This window comes from Sphingomonas yunnanensis (assembly GCF_019898765.1).
Classification (GTDB): domain Bacteria; phylum Pseudomonadota; class Alphaproteobacteria; order Sphingomonadales; family Sphingomonadaceae; genus Sphingomonas; species Sphingomonas yunnanensis.
The window spans coordinates 15,943-40,411 of record NZ_JAIOKB010000012.1 but is presented as its reverse complement, the minus strand read 5'-3'; the positions used below and the strand labels follow the sequence as shown (position 1 = coordinate 40,411).

20 protein-coding genes are annotated in these 24,469 nt (G+C 66.6%); 10 read left to right on the top strand and 10 right to left on the bottom strand.

The window, feature by feature from the left end; genetic code table 11:
- Positions 1-1,354: 1,354 nt before the first annotated feature.
- Complete coding sequence (locus K7957_RS19905) at positions 1,355-2,344, bottom strand: AraC family transcriptional regulator (RefSeq protein ID WP_223014625.1); 990 nt, start codon at positions 2,342-2,344, stop codon at positions 1,355-1,357.
- Positions 2,345-2,531: 187 nt separating this feature from the next.
- On the opposite strand from K7957_RS19905, the gene K7957_RS19900 reads away from it, so the two are divergent.
- Positions 2,532-3,086 (top strand): DUF2306 domain-containing protein, encoded by a 555-nt coding sequence (locus K7957_RS19900; RefSeq protein ID WP_223014623.1) that lies wholly within the window; start codon positions 2,532-2,534, stop codon positions 3,084-3,086.
- 23 nt (positions 3,087-3,109) lie between these two features.
- Positions 3,110-4,090 carry an SDR family oxidoreductase gene (locus K7957_RS19895; protein WP_223014621.1) on the top strand — a complete coding sequence of 327 codons (981 nt, stop codon included), beginning with the start codon at positions 3,110-3,112 and terminating at the stop codon, positions 4,088-4,090.
- Between the two features lie 102 nt (positions 4,091-4,192).
- On the opposite strand, the gene K7957_RS19890 is transcribed toward K7957_RS19895, so the two are convergent.
- From K7957_RS19890 to K7957_RS19880, 3 genes are all read right to left on the bottom strand, one after another.
- Positions 4,193-5,107, bottom strand: coding sequence for an SDR family NAD(P)-dependent oxidoreductase (locus tag K7957_RS19890; protein ID WP_223014619.1), 915 nt, complete (start codon positions 5,105-5,107; stop codon positions 4,193-4,195).
- Entirely contained in the window at positions 5,104-5,829 is a 726-nt protein-coding gene (locus K7957_RS19885; protein ID WP_223014617.1) for an SDR family oxidoreductase, read from the bottom strand. The genes K7957_RS19890 and K7957_RS19885 overlap by 4 nt, the downstream gene beginning before the upstream one ends.
- 83 nt (positions 5,830-5,912) lie before the next feature.
- On the bottom strand, positions 5,913-6,836 hold the full coding sequence (locus tag K7957_RS19880) for a LysR family transcriptional regulator (protein WP_223014615.1): 924 nt from the start codon (positions 6,834-6,836) through the stop codon (positions 5,913-5,915).
- An 86-nt stretch (positions 6,837-6,922) separates the two neighbouring features.
- Here K7957_RS19880 and K7957_RS19875 point away from each other — a divergent pair, with 86 nt between their 5' ends.
- From K7957_RS19875 to K7957_RS19860, 4 genes are all read left to right on the top strand, one after another.
- Positions 6,923-7,381 carry an ester cyclase gene (locus K7957_RS19875; RefSeq protein WP_223014613.1) on the top strand — a complete coding sequence of 153 codons (459 nt, stop codon included), beginning with the start codon at positions 6,923-6,925 and terminating at the stop codon, positions 7,379-7,381.
- A complete protein-coding gene (locus K7957_RS19870; protein WP_223014612.1) occupies positions 7,378-8,304 on the top strand; it encodes an NADP-dependent oxidoreductase in 927 nt (308 codons plus the stop codon). Before K7957_RS19875 ends, K7957_RS19870 begins: the two co-directional genes overlap by 4 nt.
- A 502-nt stretch (positions 8,305-8,806) precedes the next feature.
- A complete protein-coding gene (locus K7957_RS19865; protein WP_246617323.1) occupies positions 8,807-9,340 on the top strand; it encodes a VOC family protein in 534 nt (177 codons plus the stop codon).
- A gap of 239 nt (positions 9,341-9,579) precedes the next feature.
- Positions 9,580-10,296, top strand: a complete 717-nt coding sequence (locus tag K7957_RS19860) for an IS6 family transposase (RefSeq protein ID WP_223014611.1) — start codon at positions 9,580-9,582, stop codon at positions 10,294-10,296.
- Here the strand turns inward: K7957_RS19860 and K7957_RS20830 are convergent.
- Positions 10,272-10,481 carry a hypothetical protein gene (locus K7957_RS20830; RefSeq protein ID WP_425517223.1) on the bottom strand — a complete coding sequence of 70 codons (210 nt, stop codon included), beginning with the start codon at positions 10,479-10,481 and terminating at the stop codon, positions 10,272-10,274. The two genes, K7957_RS19860 and K7957_RS20830, sit on opposite strands and share 25 nt — an antisense overlap.
- Before the next feature lie 30 nt (positions 10,482-10,511).
- A complete protein-coding gene (locus K7957_RS19850) occupies positions 10,512-11,690 on the bottom strand; it encodes an epoxide hydrolase family protein (RefSeq protein WP_223014609.1) in 1,179 nt (392 codons plus the stop codon).
- Positions 11,691-11,782: 92 nt separating this feature from the next.
- Here K7957_RS19850 and K7957_RS19845 point away from each other — a divergent pair, with 92 nt between their 5' ends.
- The gene (locus K7957_RS19845) at positions 11,783-12,733 is read left to right on the top strand and encodes a LysR family transcriptional regulator (RefSeq protein WP_223014608.1); all 951 of its coding nucleotides are present in this window, start codon (positions 11,783-11,785) and stop codon (positions 12,731-12,733) included.
- 109 nt (positions 12,734-12,842) lie between these two features.
- On the opposite strand, the gene K7957_RS19840 is transcribed toward K7957_RS19845, so the two are convergent.
- Positions 12,843-13,307, bottom strand: coding sequence for an anti-sigma factor family protein (locus tag K7957_RS19840; RefSeq protein WP_223014607.1), 465 nt, complete (start codon positions 13,305-13,307; stop codon positions 12,843-12,845).
- A 47-nt stretch (positions 13,308-13,354) separates the two neighbouring features.
- Here K7957_RS19840 and K7957_RS19835 point away from each other — a divergent pair, with 47 nt between their 5' ends.
- Entirely contained in the window at positions 13,355-14,860 is a 1,506-nt protein-coding gene (locus tag K7957_RS19835; RefSeq protein WP_223014606.1) for a nucleoside hydrolase-like domain-containing protein, read from the top strand.
- 99 nt (positions 14,861-14,959) lie between these two features.
- Here the strand turns inward: K7957_RS19835 and K7957_RS19830 are convergent, their stop codons facing one another.
- The 3 genes from K7957_RS19830 to K7957_RS19820 form a co-directional block, all read right to left on the bottom strand.
- Positions 14,960-18,088, bottom strand: a complete 3,129-nt coding sequence (locus K7957_RS19830; RefSeq protein ID WP_246617322.1) for a TonB-dependent receptor plug domain-containing protein — start codon at positions 18,086-18,088, stop codon at positions 14,960-14,962.
- Between the two features lie 430 nt (positions 18,089-18,518).
- The gene (locus K7957_RS19825) at positions 18,519-20,807 is read right to left on the bottom strand and encodes an outer membrane protein assembly factor BamB family protein (protein ID WP_223014605.1); all 2,289 of its coding nucleotides are present in this window, start codon (positions 20,805-20,807) and stop codon (positions 18,519-18,521) included.
- 2 nt (positions 20,808-20,809) lie between these two features.
- The gene (locus K7957_RS19820; protein ID WP_223014604.1) at positions 20,810-21,322 is read right to left on the bottom strand and encodes a CHRD domain-containing protein; all 513 of its coding nucleotides are present in this window, start codon (positions 21,320-21,322) and stop codon (positions 20,810-20,812) included.
- Positions 21,323-21,462: 140 nt separating this feature from the next.
- Here K7957_RS19820 and K7957_RS19815 point away from each other — a divergent pair, with 140 nt between their 5' ends.
- Both K7957_RS19815 and K7957_RS19810 read left to right on the top strand, forming a co-directional pair.
- A complete protein-coding gene (locus tag K7957_RS19815; RefSeq protein WP_223014602.1) occupies positions 21,463-22,419 on the top strand; it encodes a cupin domain-containing protein in 957 nt (318 codons plus the stop codon).
- A 23-nt stretch (positions 22,420-22,442) separates the two neighbouring features.
- The gene (locus tag K7957_RS19810) at positions 22,443-24,446 is read left to right on the top strand and encodes an outer membrane protein assembly factor BamB family protein (protein WP_223014600.1); all 2,004 of its coding nucleotides are present in this window, start codon (positions 22,443-22,445) and stop codon (positions 24,444-24,446) included.
- Positions 24,447-24,469: the final 23 nt, after the last annotated feature.

Sequence of the window (24,469 nt, the reverse complement as noted above, 5' to 3'; positions counted from 1 at the left end):
GAATGCCGCGACTGTCGTCTTGTGCAAACATCCCTCTACAACAAACAAAGTGCGAAGCATTGTAGATTGATGCACTCTGCGATCTCCATCCGCGGCGCCCCTCAGACACCTATGCAGAGGTACGAGACTCCGGCTCGCCGGATGCCTTTTACAAACCTGTGTTAATCAGCTCTGCAGCCGATTCGCCGCTCAGCAAAACATTGTTACGTTAGATCAGCCCGTGGCTGTTCGATTAGCTCGCGGGACCAGCGCAGCGTGCGGGCAACTGATACGCACGGCGTCCACCGCCTAGGCTGTGAGGGTACTCACGCGTTGGTGCGCACTGGCTTGAACGCTGACTACCGTTGACATGAACGGGTGACCGGAGTTGAGGATCGCTTGTGGCCTCTGGAGTGACCGTTTTTGGGTCCTCGCCACGGGAGGGCAGTGGCCGCTGGCGCCCAAAACTGGCTGTTGCGAAGCTCCACTGGCTTGCCCGTAACCCGCTGTTCGTTCAGCTTGCACCGTTGTGACAGCGTCGCCCATCATCATCGGCCTTGAGCGGAGGATCGCGTTATTGCGGGGCTCCCCCGGCGGAAAACGATTTCATGCGTTCTAAGATCGTTTCTATGGTCACACTTCTAGCTGCCGCACGTGGCGAGCCAAGCCCTCCTACATTCCGCGCAGTTGAAATCTTCGCACCAGGATTAGAGATCACGATCGGCCGTCAGGGTAACGGCCGCTTCTCTAAGCGCTCCTTCCGAACGAACGCCAGTAGCGGGCGGTTTTCACTAACATCGAACCAGTACGAAACGCTCATTCGGCGAATAGAGGTTTACCGCGAATCTAATGATGCGATGGAAAAAGAGGAGTTCTATCGTGTTCTCATGCGGGCTCCGCGCTGTAAGGTCTACGGTGCCGACCAAGGAGGTATAACCTTCCATTGGGCTGGCCCTGGAATCAATCAATTCTGCGATGTGGACTACGGATGCGACTTTGAACAGAACGCCAAGAGGAACAGCGACCTTCGAGCTATCCTCAACTCGCTTCCGGTTCCCGAGCCAGAGAGCTTGCCCCCATGATCCTGGCTCAGAACGCCGCCGGATTACCGCCGTATCTGACCCAATAACAGCCGAGCCGATAACCTGCCAAACTTAGACGCTTAGGCGGGCAATCGGTCTGCCCGCTAGCAGCCACTCGTTCAGCACGATCATTCCCGTTTCTCCATCGTCGACTGCCGATCACGAGAAAGAGTAGTGGAGAACAGATTTCGGGAATGCGGATGCTCCGGACGCCTTTTAGCGCGATCGGCACAGCCACCCTCCCGATACAAGTTCGTTTGCGGGAGAGCCGTGAGGCCCGGCCGGCATTCCGGTCAGAACGCCATGTCGGGTGCCGCTTTATCCGGAAGCGGATAGGCGTCAGCCTGTTTGTCGATGATGCCGAGCTTTCCAGTTTCCACTTGGAAGGACGCTTTTCCCATGCTGTGGGGTGAACGGCCTGTAACGCGCTTGAACGCCGCACCAAACGCGCTCTCGGACTGATACCCGACCGATGCAGCAACGGCGGACAGGGACATGCCGCCCCGCGCCAGCCGGTCCGAAGCAACAGTCATCCGCCAGCGGGTTAGATAGCCGATCGGCGTCTCGCCCGTGACCTGCTCGAAACGCGCGGCGAAGCTCGACCGCGACATGCCCGCGCACCGCGCCAGCTCGCGCAGGGACCACCGGTGCGCGACGTTTCCGTGCATCGCCTCGATCGCCCGCCGCAAGTTGGGATGTGCGAGCGCGGCGAGCCAACCACGATGCGCTTGACCGCTTTCGAGATGCGCACGCAGCGCCTCGATCAACAACGCCTGGGCGAGATGCCCGGCGATCAGCGCGCCTCCCGGACGCGGCTCGCGCAGCTCGCGCATCAGGCGCCGTATGCCCGCCAGCAAGGCGTCCCTTTCTTCACCCTCTCCGACATGGACCAGGGGCGGCAAGGTTGAGAGCAGCGCTGCGGCCTGTCCGTCGCCAAGCTGGAAGAAGCCGCCGACCCCAACGCAATCTCCACCGCCGTTTAGCGTCGCGAATGCGCCTGCGGAGACGCTCGACAACAGCGCCACGGCATCGACCGGCACGGCGGCATCGGATGCGCCGAGACGTGCTGCCCCCGACGTCATGAGGACGACGTCGCCTGCTTGAAGCGTCGTCGGCACCTTGCAGCCTTCCAGCCATAAACGACAGGTTCCTGTTTCAATGGCGATGCACCGGATGCCTTGCGCGGAATCGTACGCCAAAGCCCAATCACCAGCGGCGTCGAGGCCACGAAAACCGTAGCCCGTTGGACGCATCATCATCAGAACGTCTGAAAGTGGATCCATGTCTATTGGACGATCGCGATGAAATACAGGACGTATGAAGATGGATCATCCAGCCGACGAAGTCTAGCTAAGGGGCTCCCCTCCTTTTTGCCGAAAGCCCATGAGTAACGAAGCGACCCTCTCCATACCCGCCGATCGAGGTTCCCGTCCGTCGATGGGTCGGCGTGTGGTGTGGAGCGGCCTGGCTGTGCTGAGCAGCGTCGTCGCACTCGCATCCTACCGCTACCTTGCCGGGGTCGGTCCGGTTCCGCCTAACATCACCGTCAACCGTCACGTCAGTCCGTGGATCGTTATACACGCGGCCGGTGCCGCCACTGCACTTCTTGTCGCACCTTGGCAGTTCGTCCCAGCATTGCGTCGACGCCGACCCGTGATGCACCGAACGCTTGGGCGGGCCTATGTCGTCGGCTGTGCCGCTGGCAGCGTGTCGGGGCTAATCCTAGCGACTGGTGTATCGGCAGGACCGATCGCCGGTGCCGGCTTCGCTGCATTGGGAACGGCTTGGCTCACCGCCACGACAATCGCAGCGCGCGAGGTAGTGGCGGGGCGCATGTCGGCGCATCGGCGCTGGATGATCCGTTCGTTCGCGCTGACGCTGTCGGCGGTGACGCTGCGGCTCTACCTGCCGCTAACCAGCCTGATCGGGCTCGATTTCGCGATATCCTACCGCGTTATCGCTTGGGCTTGCTGGCTGCCCAATTTGGTTGTCGCTGAGTTTTTCATCGGTGCCGCCGACGCCTGACACACTTACGAAAGAAGATGGGAATGAGGATATTCATCACGGGGGCAACCGGCTTTATCGGTCCCGTCCTCGCCACCGATCTGATCGCACGCGGGCATGAGGTTGTAGGCCTTGCCCGGTCGGAAGCGTCGGCAAAGGCGTTGCGCGATGTGGGCGCCGGTTCCCTTATCGGCAGCCTCACTGATCTGGTCGTGCTGCAACAGGGCGCCGCGGAGGCGGACGGCGTGATCCACCTGGCCTACAGCTTCTCACCGGGTGACATGCCGCGTAGACGCCTGCTCGGCGCGGTGCTGGGTGGCTGGCCCGGCAACATGATCGCCCGCATGATGAGGGCGATCACTACGACCAACGACGCTGCGCTCGACGCGCTCGCAGGCGCGCTGCAGGGCTCGAACCGGCCGTTGGTCACCGCCTTTGCCACAATGGGCATCGCCGGCGCGTCGGGGGAACGCGCACAACGCGTCGCAACTGAAGCCGACGCGCCGAACCCTGGATCACCCGGCTACGTGCGCGCGGTGAGCGAAGCCCGTGTATTGCATTGGGCGGCATGCGGCGTGCGAGCCTCGATTGTCCGGCTGGCACCTTCCGTTCACGGAATAGGCGACAAGGGGCTGATCCCGCAGCTCGCGGCTGCCGCGCGCAAGCACGGCGAGGTGCTGTATGTCGGAGATGGCGCCAACCGCTGGACGGGGGTACAAATCGACGACGCGGTGACTCTGTTCCGGCTCGCGCTAGAGCAAGGCGCTGCCAGGGGGGTGTACCACGGCGTCGGCGACGCCGGGCTGACCTACCGGGAAATTGCCGATCTCATGGGTCAACGGCTGTGCCTTCCCGTACGATCGGGCACTCAGGCCGACGCCAGGCGACAGCTGGGCTTCACGGCCCCGTTCGTTTCGGTCGACAATCCGGTGGACAGCACGCGGACGCGACATCAGCTTGGCTGGGCACCGAAGGGAATGTCGCTGGCCGACGATCTCTGTGGACCTGCATATTTCGGCGACTGATTGCTGGTCGGCGCGGTAAAGTCGTGTTGACCGGCTGCGTTCTCGAGATGCCCTTGGAATTTTCTCTTATAATCACCCTTTGTGGAAAGGTCGATCAAGCCTCTAGGAGGTTGTCGCGCTCGGTAAAAGGTCGCCCAGGCCGAACGCATCGAGCAGCAGCCGCTGCCGTGCGTCCTGCACGGTGGTGATCTCCTCCACCCCCTTGTGCTGACCGTCCACGAACAGTCGGAATGGGCGGTTCCCACGAGGGCGCGCGAGCGCGTCGCGCAGCGCCTCCCCAACTGCGGACACGTCCAGCGAACCACCGTGCGCGGCGTCGATCTTGCGCAGCCGATCGCCCAGGGTTTCGGCACGCGACGGCAGATCGCCATATTGCGCCACGACGGCCGGTTGCGCCGGCCTGCCGGCATGGGCGAAGTGGTCGGTGCCGCTCGTAAACGCGCCCGGCACGAGGATGATCGTCTCGATCCCGAACGGCCGTGCCTCCATGCCCATGACCTCGGCCAGCGCCTCGCCTGCCGCCTTGGCGGCGGCATAGGGGCCGAGGAACGGTTCTGCGATGTGGGCGGTGGTACTGCTGGTATAGGCAAGGACGCCGTGGCCCTGCCGACGCATTACGGGCAACGCGGCACGGTTGACGCGAAGCCACGAGGTAGCGTTGGTGTCAAATATAGCCTGCACTTGCTCGGGCGTGAACGCTTCGGTGATGCCCGTCATCAACATGCCGGCGTTGTTGACCACCACATCGAGCCGGCCGCGTTCACCCATCACCTGATCAATGGCGGCGCGGCAGCTCACCTCCGACAGCACGTCGAGATCGACGACCCGTAAATCGAGCCTTTCCTTGTCGGCAAGATCGCGGATGGCGGAGGCCCGCTCTTTCCCTTCGACCCGCGACAGACGTAGTCCCGCATGGACGTGATGCCCGGCGCAGGCGAGAACGGTCGCGATGGCAAGGCCGATGCCGCTGCCGGCGCCGGTTACAAGGACGACCTGATGGTTGGTGAGGGCGCTCATGCGATGCCCCCGTTCGCCCGTACGACCTGTCCGTTGACCCAGGCGGCCTGTGGCGATGCCAGGAAGGCGACGACACCGGCGATGTCGTCAGGCCGGCCGAGCCGCTTTTGCGGCGCCATGCCGGCCATACGCTGCACGTCCGCCTCCGACTTGCCGTCGAGGAACAAGCCTGTCTCGACCGGGCCGGGGGCAACCGCGTTGACCGTGATACCGCGTCCACCCAGCTCCTTGGCGGCGACGCGCACGATGCCCTCGACCGCGCCCTTTGTCGCATTGTAGAGCCCGTAACCGGGCGCGTTGAGCGCCAGCGTCGTGCTCGATAGGCCGATCAGGCGGCCGTCGTCGCGCACCCGCCGGGCAGTTTCCCGAAAGACGTTGAACGTGCCGCGCAGGTTGATGCCGATCACGCGATCAAACTCATCATCGGCAACCTCCGCGATGGGACCGTTGGTCATCACGCCTGCGCTGGACACCACCACATCGATCCCATCGAATGCGGCTTCCGCCCCGTCGAACAGGCGAGCGACGGCGGTGGCGGACGCCACATCGGCTTGGACAGCTAGCGCCTTGCCGCCGGCACTCTCGATCTCGCGCACTACCTGAGCCGCTTCGTCGGCCGACCCGGCATAGTTCACGACGACCGCGAACCTCTGTGCAGCGAGTGTAATGGCGCAGGCACGTCCGATCCCGCGCGATGCTCCCGTGACAATAGCCGTTCTCATGCTGCCCACTCCGCTGGAAACTATGAGGACAAGCTAAGAGCCGATCAGTTATCGCGCAAATCGATAGGCAGTATGTCCGTCTATCAGCTTGGTGGATATAACGGTTCTAGTTCCGCGATCGTCTCGCGCAGCCATCGTTGTGCCTGATGCGCCTCGTTGCGTCGGTGCCACGACATGACGAAGGACACCGGGGCTAGATCGACAGGCGGCGGAAACATGGCGAGGCGATTCCGGCTGCCGGACGCCGCGACGACACCTTCCAGCACGGTCGCGATCATATCGGAGCAGGCAACGGCGTTGGGCGCGGCGTGCATCTGCGGCAGGCTGAGCGCAACGCGCCGACGCTGGCCTTGAGCCGCCAGCACGGCATCGACCTGGCCGAAGCGGTCGCCTTCGGGTGATACGAGCAGGTGCGACAGGCCGAGAAAGGCGGCCAGATCGAGCGGCTGCGATGCGGCCGGATGGTCGCGGCGCAGGATGCAGACGAAGCGATCCTCGAACAACGGCCGCATCAGGATACGGCCACCCGCTCCCTGACGGGCTGGCACCCCGATGGTTAGATCTGCCTCGCCGGCATCAAGCAGTGAGACGGTATCGTCGCGGTGAGTGTAGGCGTTGACCCGCAAGGTCACGCCCGGCGCCACCGCCCGCAGCCTGTTCGTCAGACGCGGCAGCAGCACGAAGGCGGGGTGGTCGGACAGCGCGAGCGTGAAGCTCTGCGTCGAGGTGGTGGGATCAAAACGTTGGGTAAAATCCAGCGTGCGGCGGATTTCGCCAAGCGCGCGGCCGAGCGGTTCTGCCAGTTCTATCGCACGCTGGGTCGGTTGCAGGCCGGAGGGGCCGCGCACGAACAGCTCGTCCTCGAACAGGGCGCGTAAGCGGGCGAGCGCCGCACTCATCGCCGGCTGGGTGCGACCGGTGCGCCTGCCAGCGCGCGTGACGTTGCGCTCCGCCATCAGTGCGTCGAACGCGACGAGCAGATTCAGATCGACGGTCTGCAAATCCATGGTGATGATGATGCCACATACCGACTATCTATTTCAACGATGCGGCGCCGGCTCTTACCCTTCTGCTGTCATCAAGGAGATAGAGCATGGCTCAACCCGACGCTGCGGTAGGCGGCACCCTAAGTGAGGAGGATCGCGTGGCGGTCGAAACGCTGTACCGCGCCTTTTCCGAACATAACCCCGATCTGCTCGATCAGGCTCTCACGGCCGACTGGCAGGACATTCCGCTCGCACCCGGCCAGGAGCCCGGCCGTGATGGCATGAAGCCGCTGGTCCGGGGCTTCAGCGCCGCCTTCCCCGACGCAAAGGTCACGATCCACGAGATCATCGGCGCGCCCGGCCGGGCCGGCGTGCGCGCGGAGATCACGGGCACGCACAAGGGCGAGTGGTTCGGTGTGGCGCCGACCGGCCGCCCCTTCACGCTGCCGATCCATGAGTTTCACCACATCGAGAACGGCCTGGTGACGCACACCTGGCACATGGAGGACTGGTTCGGCTGGTTGCACCAGATGGGCGCGATGGGCGCCTCCAGCGAGCAGGCATGATGAAGGCGTTTCAGCTTAGCGGCTACGAAGTCGATCCCGCGCTGGTCGAGGTCGAGACGCCGCAGCCCGGCGCGACCGAGGTGCTCGTGCGTGTCGCCTGCGCGGCGCTCAACCCGCTCGACGTGAAGCTCTGGAGCGGGGCGATGCACGGCTACTTCCCGCTCACCTTTCCGGCTACGGTCGGCACCGACCTCAGCGGCACGGTCGAGGCGCTCGGCGCCAACGTGACCGGCTGGACGATCGGCGACCGTATCGTCGCCCGCACGGCGCCGACCAGCGGCGGTGCCGTCGCCGAGTTCACACGCGTGCCGGCGGACCAACTCGTGAAGCTGCCCGATGCGATCGGCTTCGAGGATGCCGCCGGTATTCCGACGGCGGCAGGCACGGCATGGCAGGCGCTGTTCGATGTGGCGAACCTCAGAGCCGGACAGACGGTCCTCATCCATGCCGGTGCGGGCGGGGTCGGCAGCTTCGCCATCCAGTTCGCCCGTGCCGCCGGCGCGCGCGTGATCGCGACCGCATCGGGGGACGGCATCGCCGTAGTCGAAAGGCTCGGCGCGGACGTGGTGATCGACTACCGCCACGAGGATTTCGCCGCGCGCGTGTCCGACGCAGACGTGGTTGTCGATACGGTCGGCGGCGAAACGCAAGTTCGTTCGTTCGGCGTGCTGCGCGCGGGCGGCATCCTAGCCTCCACGGTGTCACCGCCTGACGAGGCTATGGCCAAGGCGCACAGCGTTCGTGCCACCTTCGTCTTCCACTCGTCGAATGCGGCCCGGCTCGCGAGCGTGGTGGATAAGGTGGCTGGCGGTGTCCGCGTACTGACGGACCGTGCCGCTCCGCTTGTCGATGCTTCGGAGGCATTTGTCTATCAGGCGTCCGGCCGGGCGCGCGGGAAGATCATCCTTCGCATCGCGCGCTGATTGCAAGAGCTAAATCGGGACTGGTCCTGGTTACCCAATCAGGGCTAGTTCGTGTGTCTGCGGCAGACGATACACTTCTCAGATCGTACTTCCCACAGGTTTGGGGAAGCCTGTCCCATTCTCAAAACTCGATCCCAATCGGGACGGTGGGCGGCGCTAGCCAACGTCAGCTATTTGCGCTGCCGCACCCGAAAGCGGCCGATCCGCAAACCTGCCAGATTGAGCCAGTCAGACAGCTGCGCCGAGTGGCCGAATGCCTCGGACGCCGACATGAACAGATGACCGGAGTTCGGAAGCGGGCAGTGTGTCGGGAATGACCGCTTCTGGGTCTCGGTGCGATAGGGCAGGGGGCGGCGATTGCCCACACTCTGCCATTCAGGCCGGTGATCCTGACGCCCGGTAACGGCCATTCATAAGGCGCGATCGCTTGAACGGCGTCCCTTCTACGATCCTTCTCAGGGAGAGCCCTGAGCGCTAGAGCGTCACCATCGAGATTGTTCGCATGCTGCTGGTCTCGGTTGCAGCGGGCGCGCAGGCCCTGACACCGCAAGCGCGGCCCAGTGAGAGTACAGAGATGACGGACGCCGCAAATGTGATTGCCGTTGATCACACGGGCTTCGCTGTGTCGTCCCTGGAAGATGCCATTCGCTTTTGGACGAAGGCGCTCGGCTTCACGCTCGAGCGGCAATCGGAGATGGGGGGCGACTTCCTCCATCAGGTGACGGGTGTCGATGATCCGAGTGTGAAAACGGCGATCGTCAAGGCACCGGATGGCTACGTGGTCGAACTGCTGCAATATTCAAAGGGGCGCCAGAACGGGGCGGTGCCCAACAGCGCCGGATCGATCGGAGCGGCCCATCTGGCGCTGACCGTGAAGGACATTCATGCCGCCATTGCCCGCGTCGAGGCAGCAGGATGGAAGGCCAAGGGTGGGCCGCTGCCGATCGCGGGCGGTCCGCGCAAGGGAACTTTGGTGACCTACGTTTCAGGTCCCGATCACATCACGGTAGAGCTTATGCAGCCGCAAGCTCGTTAATAGGCTGCGGAAGCAATCCTGTTTCACCATCCTGTCGAAGGGAGCCAGTGAACGAACCATGGGTTCCTACGCAGGCCGACGCACCCCAAAGCGGCCGGTCCGCAAACTTGGCAGTCCGACATCAACGATGGTGACGCCCATGGCCGCAAAAACCGGTTGCGCCATCAGGCTGGCGTGCACCCACAATAGCTCTGTCAAAGCTAGTGCACCTGGGGCGCTCGCCGGGGTAGAGGAGGCCCATGCCTCGCCCCCGTAAGCCAGCTAGCAAGTTTCGCTACTTCAACTCGTCACCCGAAGTGATCCGGTTGGTAGTGCTGATGTACGTGCGCTTCCCTCCGTCGCTGCGGAACGTGGAGGACCTGCTGTTCGAGCGCGGGATCGACATCTACCACGAGACGGTGAGGCTGTGGTGGAACAGGTTCGGTCCGCTGTTCGCGGGCGAGGTGCGGCGCCAGCGGGTGAGCCGGATGCGGGGCTTTCGCCACTGGCGCTGGCACCTCGACGAGATGTACGTGAAGCTGAACGGCGAGATGGTCTACCTGTGGCGCGCCGTCGATCACGAAGGTGAGATCCTCGAGAGCTACGTCACCAAAACGCGCGACAAGAAGGCTGCGTTTGCCTTCATGAAGAAAGCGCTCAAGCGCCACGGCTCGCCTGAGGCGATCACCACCGACGGTCTACGCTCCTATGGTGCTGCACTCGGTGAGCTCGGCAACCGCGAGAAACAGGAGGTGGGTCGCTGGACCAACAACCGGGTTGAGAACTCGCACCTGCCGTTCCGACGACGCGAGCGGGCGATGCTGCGGTTCCGCCAGATGCGAACCTTACAGAAGTTCGCCTCGGTTCACGCCAACGTCCACAATCACTTCAATCACGAACGCCACCTTGTCGACCGCCAGACCTACAAGCAGCGCCGCTCCGCGGCGCTTGCTCAGTGGCAGGCGCTCGCCAGCTGATCCGACGCGAGCCGGGGGCGAGGTGCATCGTGTAGAGACGAGTTCGCATTAGACTGACAGTACCGATCAAACCCTTCCGCCACCAAATCGACGAGATCGACGGTATGCCCGAGCGCTGCGCACGCATCGACGATTGCGGAAGCAACGGAGCGAGTCAGCGACGGGGCGGCAGGATGTGCCATCACGACCAGGATGTGCACTGCGATGATCCCTGTTTACCGGATTAGACGGAAGGTCGATCGAATATGCTCGACCAGCGTCTGCGGGTTCTCCATCGCTGCGAAGTGTCCGCCCCTGTCCGCCTCGGCAAATAAGCGCAGGTTCGCGAAGCGCGTTTCAGCCCAGCGTCGCGAGAGCCGAACCTGCTCGCCAGGAAACATGCTGACCCCGGCCGGTAACGGGATAGGACCGCGTGGCATTCCCTGCGCCATCTCCTGCGCGGCCTCCCAGTAGAAGCGCGCTGAACTCGGCCCGGAGTTTGGTAGCCAGTAGAGCATCACATCGTCGATGAGATGGTCGAGCGAGATCACGCGTTCGGGCTCACCATCGCTGTCGGATACGTCCTGGAACAGCGCGTAGATCCAGCTCGCCAGACCTACCGGAGAGTCGGCCAGCGAAAATGCGATCGACTGCGGGCGCGTGCATTGCAGTTTCATATAACCTGAGAACTCGCGGTCGTAGCGCCGGGCGTCGTCAAGCATCCGCTGCTCGTCGGGCGTTGCATCGGCCATCTCCTCGCGCGTCGGCTGGAACATCACCATGTTCAGGTGGATGCCAGCGAGACCGGGCGCGCGCATATGGGCCAGCGCTGTCGTCACCGCCGCCCCCCAGTCTCCGGCCTGCGCCATCCAGCGGTCGCCGTAGCCCAGCCGTTGCATCAGCTGCCCCCATGCCACTGAGGTACGGCCCACGCCCCAGCCGGGCTCGGTCGGCTTGTCCGAGAAGCCGAAGCCCGGCATCGCCGGGATCACGAGATGGAAGGCGTCCGCGGCATCGCCGCCATGCGATGGCGGATCGGTGAGCGGCCCGATCAGGTCGCGGAACTCAAGGATTGAGCCGGGCCAGCCATGCGTCAGCAGCAGTGGAGTGGCATTCGCGTGCGGGGACCGGATGTGCAGGAAGTGGATGCCCAGTCCGTCGATGACGGTCTTGCTGCTGCCCCATCCGTTGAGCATGGCCTCCGTAGACCGCCAATCGTAGCCGTCCCGCCAACGCTCGACCAATCGCCGAATTGTCGGCAAAGCAGGCCCCTGACGCCCATCTGTGGTCGTGCCGGGGTCGGGCCAGCGCACGCGATCGAGCCGGTCGGCGAGGTCGCTGAGGTCGGCGTCGGGTATGTGGATCGGGAACGCCGTCACCCCATTGGGCCAGGCCTGATTGATCGTGACGCTCATGGTGCCATCCTTTCGTGTCGGGAAAGGATAGTCGTTGCATAGCTGCCTGATTAGATGGCCTATCCGCGACAGGTGTTGCATACGATGCAACAATGATGGATCTGGCTGATCTTCGTGCCTTCGTGCGCATCACCGACCTGATGAGCGTTTCGGCCGCGGCGAGGGCGCTTGGGTTGCCGAAATCAGGGGTCAGTCGCGCATTGGCCAGGCTTGAGCAGCAGGTCGGTGCCGTCCTCCTCGATCGCTCGACCCGGCATATGCGCCTGACCGACGCTGGCACCCTTTTCAGGCCGCACGCCCTTCGCATCCTCGCCGATGTCGACGAGGCAGGGGCGGCGCTCGAGAGTCTTGCCGCCGTGCCCAGCGGCACGTTGCGGATCAGTCTGCCGTTCACGATCGCAAGCGCGCTGGTCGCTCCGATGTTGCCCCGCTTCATGGCGGAGTTCCCGCAAGTGCGCGTAGTGCTGAAGATCGAGGATCGCATCATCGACATGCCGGCCGAGCTCGTGGACATGGTTGTCCGGGTCGGCCCGTTGGCCGAAAGCGATCTGATCGCGAAGCACCTGCTGACATCGCAAACATGGCTGTGTGCGAGTCCTGATTACCTCGCAGTGCGCGGCACGCCACTTCGCGCCATCGATCTTCATGCCCATACGCTGCTCGACTATGCGGATCGCGCGGTGGCCTATCACGACGGCGTAGCTGGACAAGCGGGCAGCGCCGAATTCCGCCCGCACGCCGTCATCTCCGACGCCGCAGCGATCCTGCCCGCCGTCCTTGGCGGCTGCGGCATCGCACGGCTTCCGGACTTCCTCGTCAAAGCTTCTGTCGAGGAGGGGCGACTTGTCAGGTTGTGGCCTGCCGGACGTATCCACGAGGTCGCAATCCACGCGCTCTATCCAAGCCACCGAGCCTTGTCGGCGAAGGTTCGGGTCTTCATCGACGCCTTGGCCGAAGCTGCGAAGAGCCACGCAGATGGAGAGGATTTCGGTTGGCGGCAGCGCCGCGAGGAATACTCGCGACATCGGCTGCCTCCGACCTGAACGAATGTCGTCTCCTGGTAAGCAGGCGGGAAGCTGCGAGTGTCCGCTTTTGGGTCCCTCGGCACATTAAGAGAGCGGCTACGCATTGGATTGCCAGCAGCCCGAAGAGCTACGTCGAGCCGGCTTGGTCTCGAATGGCCGCGGCGATCGGCTGAAGCCCGGTCGTCGCGCTCGGCGCGACCACACTGTAGCCGATCCCTTGGTCTGCCCAACTCACCTGCTGCACGTCATCGTAGCGTGTCGAGACCATGCTCGCGTCCTTGTCGATGTCCATCGGGCGGCTGAGCACGGCGAGGCGGGCACAACCGGCGCGATCGTAGAGCAGCAGGAGTGCAGGCCCATGGGGCGTCGCAACGAGGCGGCCGCCCGTGAAGCGGTAGCCGGCCGCCGCGAGATCCGGCACCGCTACCCTGCTGCCGATCCGGCGCGACGCCCAGCTGACGAGCTGCCGCTCCTCACCGGCACCCATCTCGGCCGGGCGCTGCTCATCGGAGGCGTAGACGCGGTAGCTATACCCTGCCTCACGAGCTAGTGCACCGATCCCGGCCTGCGGCGGCATCGTTCGCGTGCGCACGCCCCAGCCACTGTCGAAGCCGACCGCGAGGTGCGACGTTCGTACGAATGACGACCTCGCGCTTTCTCCTCAACGCCTGCATTGCCGTGGTTGTGGCAGTGCCAGGCGCCGCGGCCTCCGCGCCGCGGAACATCGTGGCCGCGCCGGTGCCGCAGCCGACCGACCGGGCGCGCCTCTTCGTCCTGACCGACATCGGCAACGAGCCGGACGACCAGATGTCGCTCGTCCGGCTGCTGCTCTACGCGCAGGCGATCGACATCGAGGGGCTCGCCGCGGTCACCTCGACCTGGCTGCGCACCACGACGAACGCGCCCACGCTGCGTGCGATCGTCGCGGACTATGGCGCCGTGCGCCCGCAGCTGGTGCGCCACGCCCGGGGATGGCCGACCGCGGACGAACTGCTCGGGCGCGTCGTCGAGGGGGTTGCCCTTTATGGCATGGCGGGGGTGGGCGAGGGCCATGCCTCCGCGGCGTCCCGCGCGATCATCGCCGCGGCCGACCGCGCCGACGCGCGGCCGCTGTGGATCAGCGCCTGGGGCGGCACCAACGCGCTGGCGCAGGCGCTCTACGACGTGCGGCGGACGCGATCGCCCGACGCGCTGCGCGCGTTCGTGTCGCGGCTGCGCGTCTATGCCATCTCCGACCAGGACGACTCGGGCGCGTGGATCCGGCGCGAGTTCCCCGACCTGTTCTTCATCGTCTCGCCCTCGTCGCAGGACAGCGGTGACTATGCGGCGGCGACCTGGACCGGGATCAGCGGCGATGTCTTCTACCGCAACGGCGCGGGGGCCGACGCGCGCACGGTGACCAATGGCTGGCTCGACCGTCACATCCGCGGCGACGGGCCGCTCGCCCGGCATTATCTGCGCTTTGCCTATATCATGGAAGGCGACACGCCGGCCTTTCTCGGACTGATCCCGAACGGGCTCAACCGCCAGGACCAGCCCGACTGGGGCGGCTGGGGCGGGCGCTACGTGCTTCGCCGTCCCGCCGGCGAGACCCGCGCGATCTGGACGCAGGGCAGCGACGACACGCTGCGGCTGAGCTCGCGCGACACGGTGTTCGGCCGCGACGGCCGGTCCCACGTCTCGGATCAGGCGACGATCTGGCGCTGGCGCACTGCCTTCCAGCATGATTTCGCGGCACGGATGGCCTGGACGTACCGCCCCTGGAGCGGCGCCAATCACGCTCCGCTCGCCGCCATCGACGGCGATACCGGCACGGCGACGGTGCGGCGCGACGTCCGGCTGGGGCAGACGCTGCGGCTCGACGCGAGCGCCAGCGCGGATCCCGACCGCGGCCGGCTGCGCTACCGCTGGTACGCCTATCCCGAGGCGGGGCAGCCCGCGGGGCAGCGGTCCGCGGTGGTGACGATCGCGGGCGCGGACCGCGCGATTGCTGCGATCACGCCGACGCGGCTCTGCGACGCGCCGTGGCCGACGCGCGCGGCGAAGTGCGATCGCGGCACGATCCACGTCGTGCTGGAGGTGACCGATGACGGCTTGCCGAGCCTGACCAGCTACCGCCGGATCATCCTGTCGGTGAGCCGCTGAGAGCGGGACGCCCGGCCGCGGCCGCGCGTGCCTCCGAGAACAAAAATTGGCTCCCGAGGAATGTCCTCGGGAGCCAGGGCAAGGCCAAGGGGAAGCGGCCTAGAGGGTGAGGCGCAGGCCGAGACGGAAGGTGCGGCCGAGCACGTCGTACAACACCGGGTTGAACCCGTAGGTCACGCCGTTCTGCGGCGAGGGTTCGGGCGCCTTGTTGAAGAGATTGTCCACCTTGGCGTAAGCGGAAATGCTCTTGCTGATGTTGAACGAGCCGCCCAAGTCGACGTACAGCGCGCCCGGCATCGTGTTGTCGCTGATCGTGGAGATGTTGCCGGTCGGGTCGGGAGCGGGGCAGCTGCCCGGATCGCACTCGATATATTCGTTCGAGTAGACGCCGTCCGAGAACCAGCGCTCGGTCACCGACAGCGAGAAGTCGTCCGTGTCCCAGCTCTGGATCGCGAACACCTTCCAGTCGGGCACGTTGCCGCGATTGTTGCCGGCCTGTTCGGTCGGGATCGTGCCGGGCAGCCCGGACGTCTCGGTATAATGCAGCGTGCGCGTGGCGAGGCCGCGGATGGTGAACGAGCCGGGCATGCCGATCCCGCTCAACGGCCGGCGATAGCTCGCCTCGATGTCGAAGCCGTTGGTGCGGACGCGCGCGAAGTTGAACAGCTGCTCGTTGACGAACAGCGGCCCGGCGGCGGTGTCGAGATTGAAGGAGGAGCAGAACTGCGCAATGTTCTGCAGGAAGCATTGGTTGATCGCCGACTGGCCGGTGAACGGCGTGATGATGCCTTCCACCTTGATGTTGTAATAGTCGAACGAGGCGCTGAAGCCCGGCAGGAACCCGGCGGTGGCGCCGTCGAAGACGATGCCGCCGGTGGTGTTGCGCGAGGTCTCCGGCTTCAGCGCGGTGTTGCCGATCGTGTTCGACGGCGCCTGGACGAACTGCCCCGCGGTCGGCGAGCTGCCGGGCGCGCGCGGATCGAGGAAGGTGGCGTTGGCGAAGGTCGGCGTGCGGAACAGCTCGGAGAGATTGGGCGCGCGCACGTCGCGCGAGGTCACGCCGCGCAGCTTGATGCCGGTGAGCGGCGTGTCCCAGGTGCCGCCGACCTTCCAGCTCGTGATCCAGCCCGAGGTGCTGTAGCGCGTCTGGCGGATGCCCGCGTTGATGTTGGCGCGGCCGATCTGGTCCTCGTTCGAGATGGGGATGTCGAGCTCGAGGAAGCCCTCGTGCACGTTGTACCGGCCCGTGCCGTTCTTGTAGTTGCCGGCGTACCAATTGCCGCCGGTGCGCGTGTTCTGCGTCGGGTCGGCGGGATAGTCGCTGGTGTTCGGGTTCTCCGCGCTGACGCCGTTGCCGTAGGGATCGGCCTTGGTGCGGTACCATTCGCGCCGATATTCGTAGCCGAAGGCAATCGACAGCGGCCCCGCCCAGGTCGAGACCGGCTGGCCGTTGAAGCTGATCGCGCCGGCGTTCTGCGTCGACCAGGTGTGCTGATAGGGGCCGATCGCTGGCTTGACGTAGTTGAGCGCGGCCTCGGTCACGCCGCCGTCGCCGATGATGTTGAGCGGGACGCAGCCGGCGGCGCGCGCCGCTGCATTGGCGCAGCCGATCGTGCCGTTGGGCAGCCGCACCGCCTGGTAGGCCGCACGGAAGCGCGAGATGTTGAGCATGTTGTCGACGTGGAGGTCGGTGTAGTTGCGCCCGTATTCGTAGTAAGCGTCGTAGCTCCACTCGGTGCCGAGACCGCGGAACTTGCCGTTGGCGCCGACGACGTAGCGCAGGTTGGTGCGCACCGGTTTGACCTCGATGAAGTCGCCGAGCTGCGCCAGCGCCGAGCCGTACTGGAACTGGGTGATGCCCGCGTTGGTGCAGGCCTGCTGGATCGACTGCGGCACGAACGGATTGGCGTTCGCGTTGTTGAGGCCGCACTGGATCGTCAGATTCGCCTGCTGGGCGTAGCCCGGGTTGGGCGAGTTCTCCGAGCTGACGCGCGACCCGTTGAACGAGAAGTACACCTCGTTGTTGGGCGCGAAGTCGAAGCCGACGCGCGAGTAGTAGTTATAGCGCTCCAGCTTGGAGGCGAGGCTGGTGCCCGCGCCGACCACGCCGCTGGTGTCGCCGCCCGAGCAGAAGGAGGGCGTGCAGCCGGTCACCGCGCCGGTCCCGGTGGGTACGCCGTTGGAGCCGTACTGGAACTGATAGGGCTGGCCGTTCGCGCCGAAGGCGATGCCCTGGAGCGGGCCGGAGGTGATCAGGCCGAACTTCGAATATTGATATTGCTGCGCGTTCTGGATGTAGAAGATGCGCGGCTGGCCCGCGGGCGTGTTGGTCACGCCGGTCTGGACGAAGGCGGGCGAATTGTACCAGTCGCGGCCGTTGGCGCCGACGATGCCGAAGCCCGGGTTGGGCACGCCGCCCTGCCGGCCATATTCGGCGCTGACCACGACGTGGAGGCGATCCTCGTAATAGCTGTTGCCCCAGGCCGCCTGCGCGGTGACGCCGGCGTCGTCACCATAAGTGGTGATGCTGCCCTGGACGTTCGCCTTGAAGCCCTTGAAGCGCTTGTCGGTGATGAAGTTGACCACGCCGCCGACCGCGTCCGACCCGTAGGAGGCCGAGGCGCCGCCGTTGACGACGTCGACGCGCTGCACGAGCAGCTGCGGGAACTGGCTGACATCGGGCACGCCCGAGTAATTGGCGCCGACGAAGCGCTGGCCGTCGAGCAGCGTCAGCGTGCGGATCGCGCCAAGCCCGCGCAGCGAGAAGGAGCTCAGCCCCTGGATGCCGCTCGACGTGCTGCCCACCGAGGTGGCGCGCCCGGTCGATCCCTGAAGGGACGGCAGCTGCGTGACCGCGTTGAAGATGTTGGGCTGCGCCAGCCGCTGCAGATCGGCCGCGCCGATGACCTGGGTCGGGGTCGGCGCGTTGAAGCCGCTCGAGGTGATGCGCGAGCCCGTGACGATGATGTCGCTGCCCGGTTCGGCGGCGGGATCGGGCTGGTCGACCGTGGCGGCGCTGTCGGCGGTGGCGGGGTCGATGCCCGACGGCGTCGCCGCCGCCGAGCCGGGCTGGGTCGTCGGCGAGGGGGGCGTCTGAGTCGCGGGCTCGGTCTGTGCCTGTGCCGGCATCGCCAGCGCCATCGCGAGTGCCACACCGCTCGCCGCCATCAGTGTGCCGCGGCGACACGCAATGGTGCCACGCCGCAGCTTCATCTCGAACGCCATCATGTCCAGACCCCTCTCCCGTTCATGGGCGAAGCAGGTCGACGCTCTCGCGGCGTATCGGTGACCCGATGTGTCCGGCGGTCGTTCCGCTCGAACAGATGCCGCCGGCCGAGCGTCGCCGACCTGATCCTCTCCGTCAACCGAGTTGTCTGACAGATTTGCATCATTGTCGACAGAAAAGTTGCAGTGTGTGCACCGTCGTTTCTTACAATGCGGTGCGGCTCGCCGGAGCGGGCGATCCACCGCCGCGTGCCTTGCTCCTGCACCTGCATGTAGCGGCGTTAGCGATCGCGCCCGAAGACAAAGGGATTGGTCTGACCGCCTCGTCAATAGCGGAGCAGCTCAAGCTGCTCGGGAGTGCCTCATCACCGGCCGCGCCCGATGCCGGCGCAGCGATGGCGCCGAGCCGCGCGGACGACCCAGGCGGTGACGGTCATCTCGCCTGCGGCAGCCCGAAGACATAGACGGCATAGCCGGTGATCGGGCGATGCACCTCGGTCAGCATCGTGCCCGGCTTGAGCTGCGGGCTGCCGCCGCCCAGCGCGGTGGTGACCGCGACATATTGCTGGCCGTCGACCGCGAAGGAGACGGGAAAGCCCTGCACCGTGGTGCCCAGCCGCGTCTTCCACAATGTCTCGCCGGTGCGGACGTCGACCGCGCGGAAGACGCGGTCGAAATCACCGACGAAGGCGAGATTGCCCGCGGTCGACACCACCGAGGTGAGGAAGGGCGCGCGCTGCTGGACGGTCCACAGCGGCGCGCGGTCGCGCGCGCGATAGGCCGAGAGCCGACCCAGATTGCCGCCGGTGCCGGGCATCTCGTAATAGACCTGGCTGCCGTTGCCGAGCATCAGCACGCAGCTCTGGCTGAGCGGGATCACCAGCGCGTCGCTCGGCTGGTGATAGCTCATCGCCTGCCAATTGTGCCCGCCCTCCGGGCCGGGGCAGGAGGCGAGCCACTGGTCGGACTGCTGCTTGACCACGTCGTCGCGGTAGCTCGGCCGGCCGGTCACCGGGTCGATCCGCGTGAAGACGTTCTGGAACACGGTCTCGGTCGCGCCCAGGAACTTGCCGCTGGCGCGGTCGAGCTGCCACAGGATGCCGGCCTTGCCGATCGTGTAGAGCGACTTGCGCGCGCCGTGATCGACCAGCACGCGCTCGAACACCTCGTCGAGGTCGAAGGTCTCGCCCGGGGCATGGTTGAACCACCAGCGCAGCTTGCCCGTGGCGGGATCGAGCGCGAGCGTCGAGTTGGCGTAATCGGTCGCCCCCGTGGCGGAGCCGCGCTCGTCGCGGCGCCACGGCTTGCCCTGCGCGGTGCCCCAGTAGGTGGTGTCGAGCTCGGGATCGTAGGTGCCCGCGATCCAGGTCTCCGATCCCTTGCGCTCGTCGTCGGGCAGCGCGCCCCAGCTGTGGCCGCCGGGCTGGCCGGTCAGCGCGACGGTGGTGAAGGTCCAGTCGCGCTTCCCCGTCGCGGCGTCGTAGGCGCTGATGTAGCAATGGTCGGGCGTGCCCTTGCGCCCGCAATTGGTCATGCCGACGATCACCTTGCCCTTGATGATGATCAGCCCGCCGGTGGAGCGGCCGACGCCGGGCTTCTCGTCGGTGATGTGCGTCTTCCACACCTCCTCGCCGCTCCGCGCGTCGAGCGCATAGACCCAGCCCTCGGGCGTGTTGACGTAGAGGTTGGTGCCCCACAGCCCCATCGCGCGCGTCTCCACCGAGGACGGGCCAGGCCCGGCGCTGGCGGGGAAGGGGCCGAGGCGGTTCTCCCACAGCAGCTCGCCGTCGCGCGCGTCGAGCGCCTGGATGACGTTGCCGACACCCCACATGTACATGATCCCGTCGTGGACGATGGGCGTGTCCTCCATCGTGCCGTTCTCGGGCATGGACCACATCCACTTGAGCTGGAGCCGCGCGACGTTGCCCGTGTCGATCTGCGCCAGCGGGCTGTAGCTCCACCCCTGGTAGTTGCGGCGGAACATCAGCCAGTCGCCCGGCGGCGGGTCGCGCAGCATCGCGTCGGTGACGGGGCGATAGTCGGCGATCGCGCCCTTGAGGCTCAGCCCCGGCCTGCTCGGCAGCACGAAGCGGCCGGGGTCGGCATATTTCACCTTCTGCCCCGGCGCGGCGAAGCCAGCCGAGGTGGCCGGCGCGGCGGCGCCGCCGGGGCCGTTGGCGGGGGCGGCTTCCTTGGCGCCGCCGATCTGTGCCTCCTGCGAGGCGGTGCTGCCCGCAGGCGCGCCGGTGGCGGTGGTAGCGTCGGGGGCGGCGGCGAAGGCGTCCGCGGGCGGCTTCCCGCTCGCCACCGCGCCGAGCAGGGTTGTCGCCTGCCGGTCGAGCGGCGTGGCGCCCGCGGGCGCACCATTGGCGTAGAGGATATAGGCGACGATCGCGTCATAGGTCGCGTCGTCGAGGCTGGCGCCGCGGCCGTACGGCATCGAGGCGTGGATCTTGCTGTACAGCGCCGCGACCGCGCGCTTGCCCCAGACGGCGTTGAACGAGGCGCCGGTCAGCGCGGGCGCGTCGGTGGCGCCGGCGAGGTCGGGCTGGTGGCAGGCGGCGCATTGCTCGGCATAGGCGCTGCGTCCCGCGGCGACCTGCGCGCGGGTGAAGAGCCCGCCGGGCTGCTGCGCGACCGCGATCGTGCCCGCGAGCGCGGCGCCGGCGACGGCGAGCAGGAGCGCGGTGCGGGCGCGGGCATAAGGGGCCAAGCGTCGCATGGTCAGCGCCGCGGCGTGTCGAGCTGGGGCAGGAACCAGGCGCCGCGTTGCGGCTCGCCGGGGGTGGCGCGCGCATGCGCGGGGAGCAGCCAGCCCCACAAGGTCCCCTTCGGCCCCCAGCTATAGCCCGGCGGCGCCTTCTCGCTGTCGACCTGGACGTACAGCCGCCCGGTGCGCAGCGCCGCGGCCTGCGCCTTGCTCAGCCGGTAGCGGCCCGCGATCGTCCCGTCGGTGTCGCCGCTCACGGTGAGCGCCAGCGCCTTCCTGCCCGGCACGCCGATCGCGGGCCCGATCAGCAGGTGCGCCGCGGTGGCGCGCGAGGGCAGTCCGCGGAAGCGCCCGCTGACCGTCAGCCGCGCGCCGTCGAGCCGTGCCTCCGCCTCGCCGCGGCCGGCGATCACCGCCTTGGTTTCGTCGTCGAGCGGCATCGGGCCGAGATCGGCCTGATAGTCGGCGGCCGGCAGCGGGGCGGCGAGGATCGCGGTCAGTAACAGCCCCGCCAGCGTCCAGCGCATTCCGATCCTCCCCGCCGCCCTGCCTCGCCCTGACGATGATCATCGTCAGTGTGCTTGACGTGGTTTCAGATCGCATACAAGATTGCGCCTGTCCATACAAACGGCGCGCCTACGGGCAGCGTCGCAAAAAGGAGAGTGGGATGAAAGGGTTGCTGTACCTGGGCGGCGCGGTCGTGGCGCTCGCCGGCGGCGTCGCCGCCTCCGCCCAATTCTCCGGCCGCGAGGATCCGATGCCGGTAACCCAGCCCAAGATGCCGGGCGAGTATTGGGCGCCCAAGCCCACGCAGCCGACCGCCTACGCCGCCCCCAACAAGGTCCATTGGAAGCTCGCCGACATCCGTGCGACGCATCGCGGCCAGAGCGACTGGGTCCATCCCGTAGTGCGCAATCCCGAGCAGGACGCCGATTATGTCTCGCTCGGTGCGGGCAAGAAGACCAAGCCGCGCTTCTTCGCCGACGACCGCATCATGTTCATCGTGTGGGACGGCAGCCTGCGCGTGACGATCGACGGCACCGAGCCCTTCACCGCGACCAAGGGCTTCATGGTCAGCGTGCCGTTCCGCCACGTCTATTCGGTGGAGAATATCGGGCAGCAGCCGGCCGTCTGGTTCGAGGTGCGCCAGGCCGGCACCGCGCCGCTCTACCCCGCCAGCGAGACCCCCGATCCGGTCAAGGGCCGCACCTATGTCAAGGTAACGGGCAACCCCGGCCCGGCGAAGGATCGCGATACCAACCCGATCTACGTCGATTTCTTCAAAACGATCGCGGTCGGCGACAAGCCGTACAACGGCAAGTTCGTGTGGGACGATCACTGGACCTCGAACATCCTGCGCGGCAAGGCCGCGGACGCGGTGCCGCCCGACACCAACAAGGGCCATTTCCACACCGAATGGACCGAGTTCTGGTTCATCATGGAAGGCAAGATCGGCTATAAGATCGAGGGCTTTCCCTATTTCACTTCCGAGCCGGGCGACGTCGTGACCGCGGTGCGCGGGCGCTGGCACCGCGCCGGCAACGATCCCAGCGCGCCGATGTCGACGCGCATCCCGATCAACCCGCGCCCCGTCATCCTCCACAATTTCGAGCCGGCGCACTGAGGCGGCCGGCAGGGGATCGCGCGATGCGCTTCACCCGACGCGCGCTGCTGGCGCTGCCGCCGCTCACGCTGCTGGCGCTGCGCGCGCCGTTCGCGGCGGCGCAGGTCAGCGCGCGGCGGCGCGTTCCCGGCGACACCGACTGGCGGCACTATGCCAACGATCTGGCGAGCACGCGCTACGCCGCGCTCGACCAGATCAACGCGGCGAACTTCGACAGCCTTGAGGTGGCGTGGCGCTTCCGCACCGACTCGCTCGGCGCACGCCCAGACTATCAGCTCGAGGCGACGCCGCTGGTGGTCAACGGCGTGATCTACTCCACCGCGGGGTCGCGCCGCGACGTGGTCGCGCTCGATGCCGCGACCGGCGAGCTGCTTTGGATCCACCGCGAGGACGAGGGCGAGCGCGCGCGCAAGGCGCCGCGCCAGCTCTCCGGGCGCGGCGTGTCCTACTGGACCGACGGCAAGGAGGAGCGGCTGCTCTACGTGACGATCGGCTATCGGCTGATCGCGCTCGACCCGCGCACCGGCCAGCGCGTCCCCGACTTCGGCAGCGACGGCGTGGTCGATCTCAAGACCGGGTTCGACCAGGAGATCGACCTGATCGAGGGCGACGTCGGGCTCAACTCGACCCCGCTCGTCGCCAAGGACACGGTCGTGGTCGGCGCCGCGCATACCGCGGGCAACGTGCCCAGGACGCGCGCCAACGTCCGCGGCTATGTGCGCGGCTACGACGCGCGCACCGGGCGACGGAAGTGGATCTTCCACACCATCCCGCGTCCCGGCGAGTTCGGCTATGACACCTGGCTCGACGGCACCGCGACGATCGGCAACGCCGGCATGTGGTGCCAGATCTCGGCCGATCCCGCGCTCAACCTCGCCTATCTCGGCATCGAGCTGCCGACCGGCGACGTCGGCGGCCAGTATCGCCGCGGGCCGGGGCTGTTCGGCGAGAGCATCGTCGCGGTCGATCTCGATAGCGGCGAGCGCAAGTGGCACTATCAGCTCGTCCACCACGGGCTGTGGGACTATGACATTCCCTGCGCCGCGATGCTGCTCGACGTGCCGGTCGGCGGGCGCGTGCGGCAGCTGCTGGCGCAGCCCACCAAGCAGGGCTTCCTCTACGTGCTCGACCGCGCCACGGGGAAGCCGATCTGGCCGATCCCCGAGCGCAAGGTCGCCAAGGGCGACGTCCCCGGCGAGTGGTACGCGCCGACCCAGCCGATCCCGTCGCGCCCGGCCGCGTACGACGTCCAGGGCGTCGGCGACGACGACCTGATCGACTTTACTCCGGAGCTGCGCGCCAAGGCGCTGGCGCTGGCGAAGAACTATCGCCGCGGCCCGCTCTTCACCCCGGCCTCGATGTTCGACCGCGAGGGCACCTGGGGCACGCTCACCGCGCCCAACCTGACCGGCGGCACCAACTGGCCCGGCGGCGGCGCCGATCCCGAGACGGGCGTGGTCTACGTCTATTCTAAGACCGTGGCCGACGTGATGAGCGAGCTGCCCAACGACGACCCGAAGCGCTCCGACTTCGCGGTCATCAACGTGCGCGGCATGCCCGACGCGCCGCGCCGCGGCGACCACACCTATGGCACGCTGACGGTGGAGGGGCTGCCGCTGCTCAAGCCGCCCTATGGTCGCCTCACCGCGATCGACCTCAAGCGCGGTGCGCATCTCTGGCAGGTGGCGCACGGCGAGACCCCCGACACGGTGCGCAATCATCCCAAGCTCAAGGGCTTGACGATCCCGAAGACAGGGCGCGCGGGCAATGTCGGGCCGCTGGTGACGAAGACGCTGGTGATCTGCGGCGAGCCCGGCGTCTTCACGCTGCCCGACGGGCGCCGCGGCGCGATGCTGTGCGCCTATGACAAGGCCAGCGGCGAGCAGAAGGGCGCGGTCTACATGCCCGCGGGTCAGACCGGCGCGCCGATGACCTACATGCTCGACCAGCGCCAGTACCTCGTCATCGCGATCGGCGGCGGCGCGTACAGCAGCGAGCTGGTCGCCTTCCGTCTCCCCGCCGCATGAGCGGCCCGTCCCCAGAGGTGCGC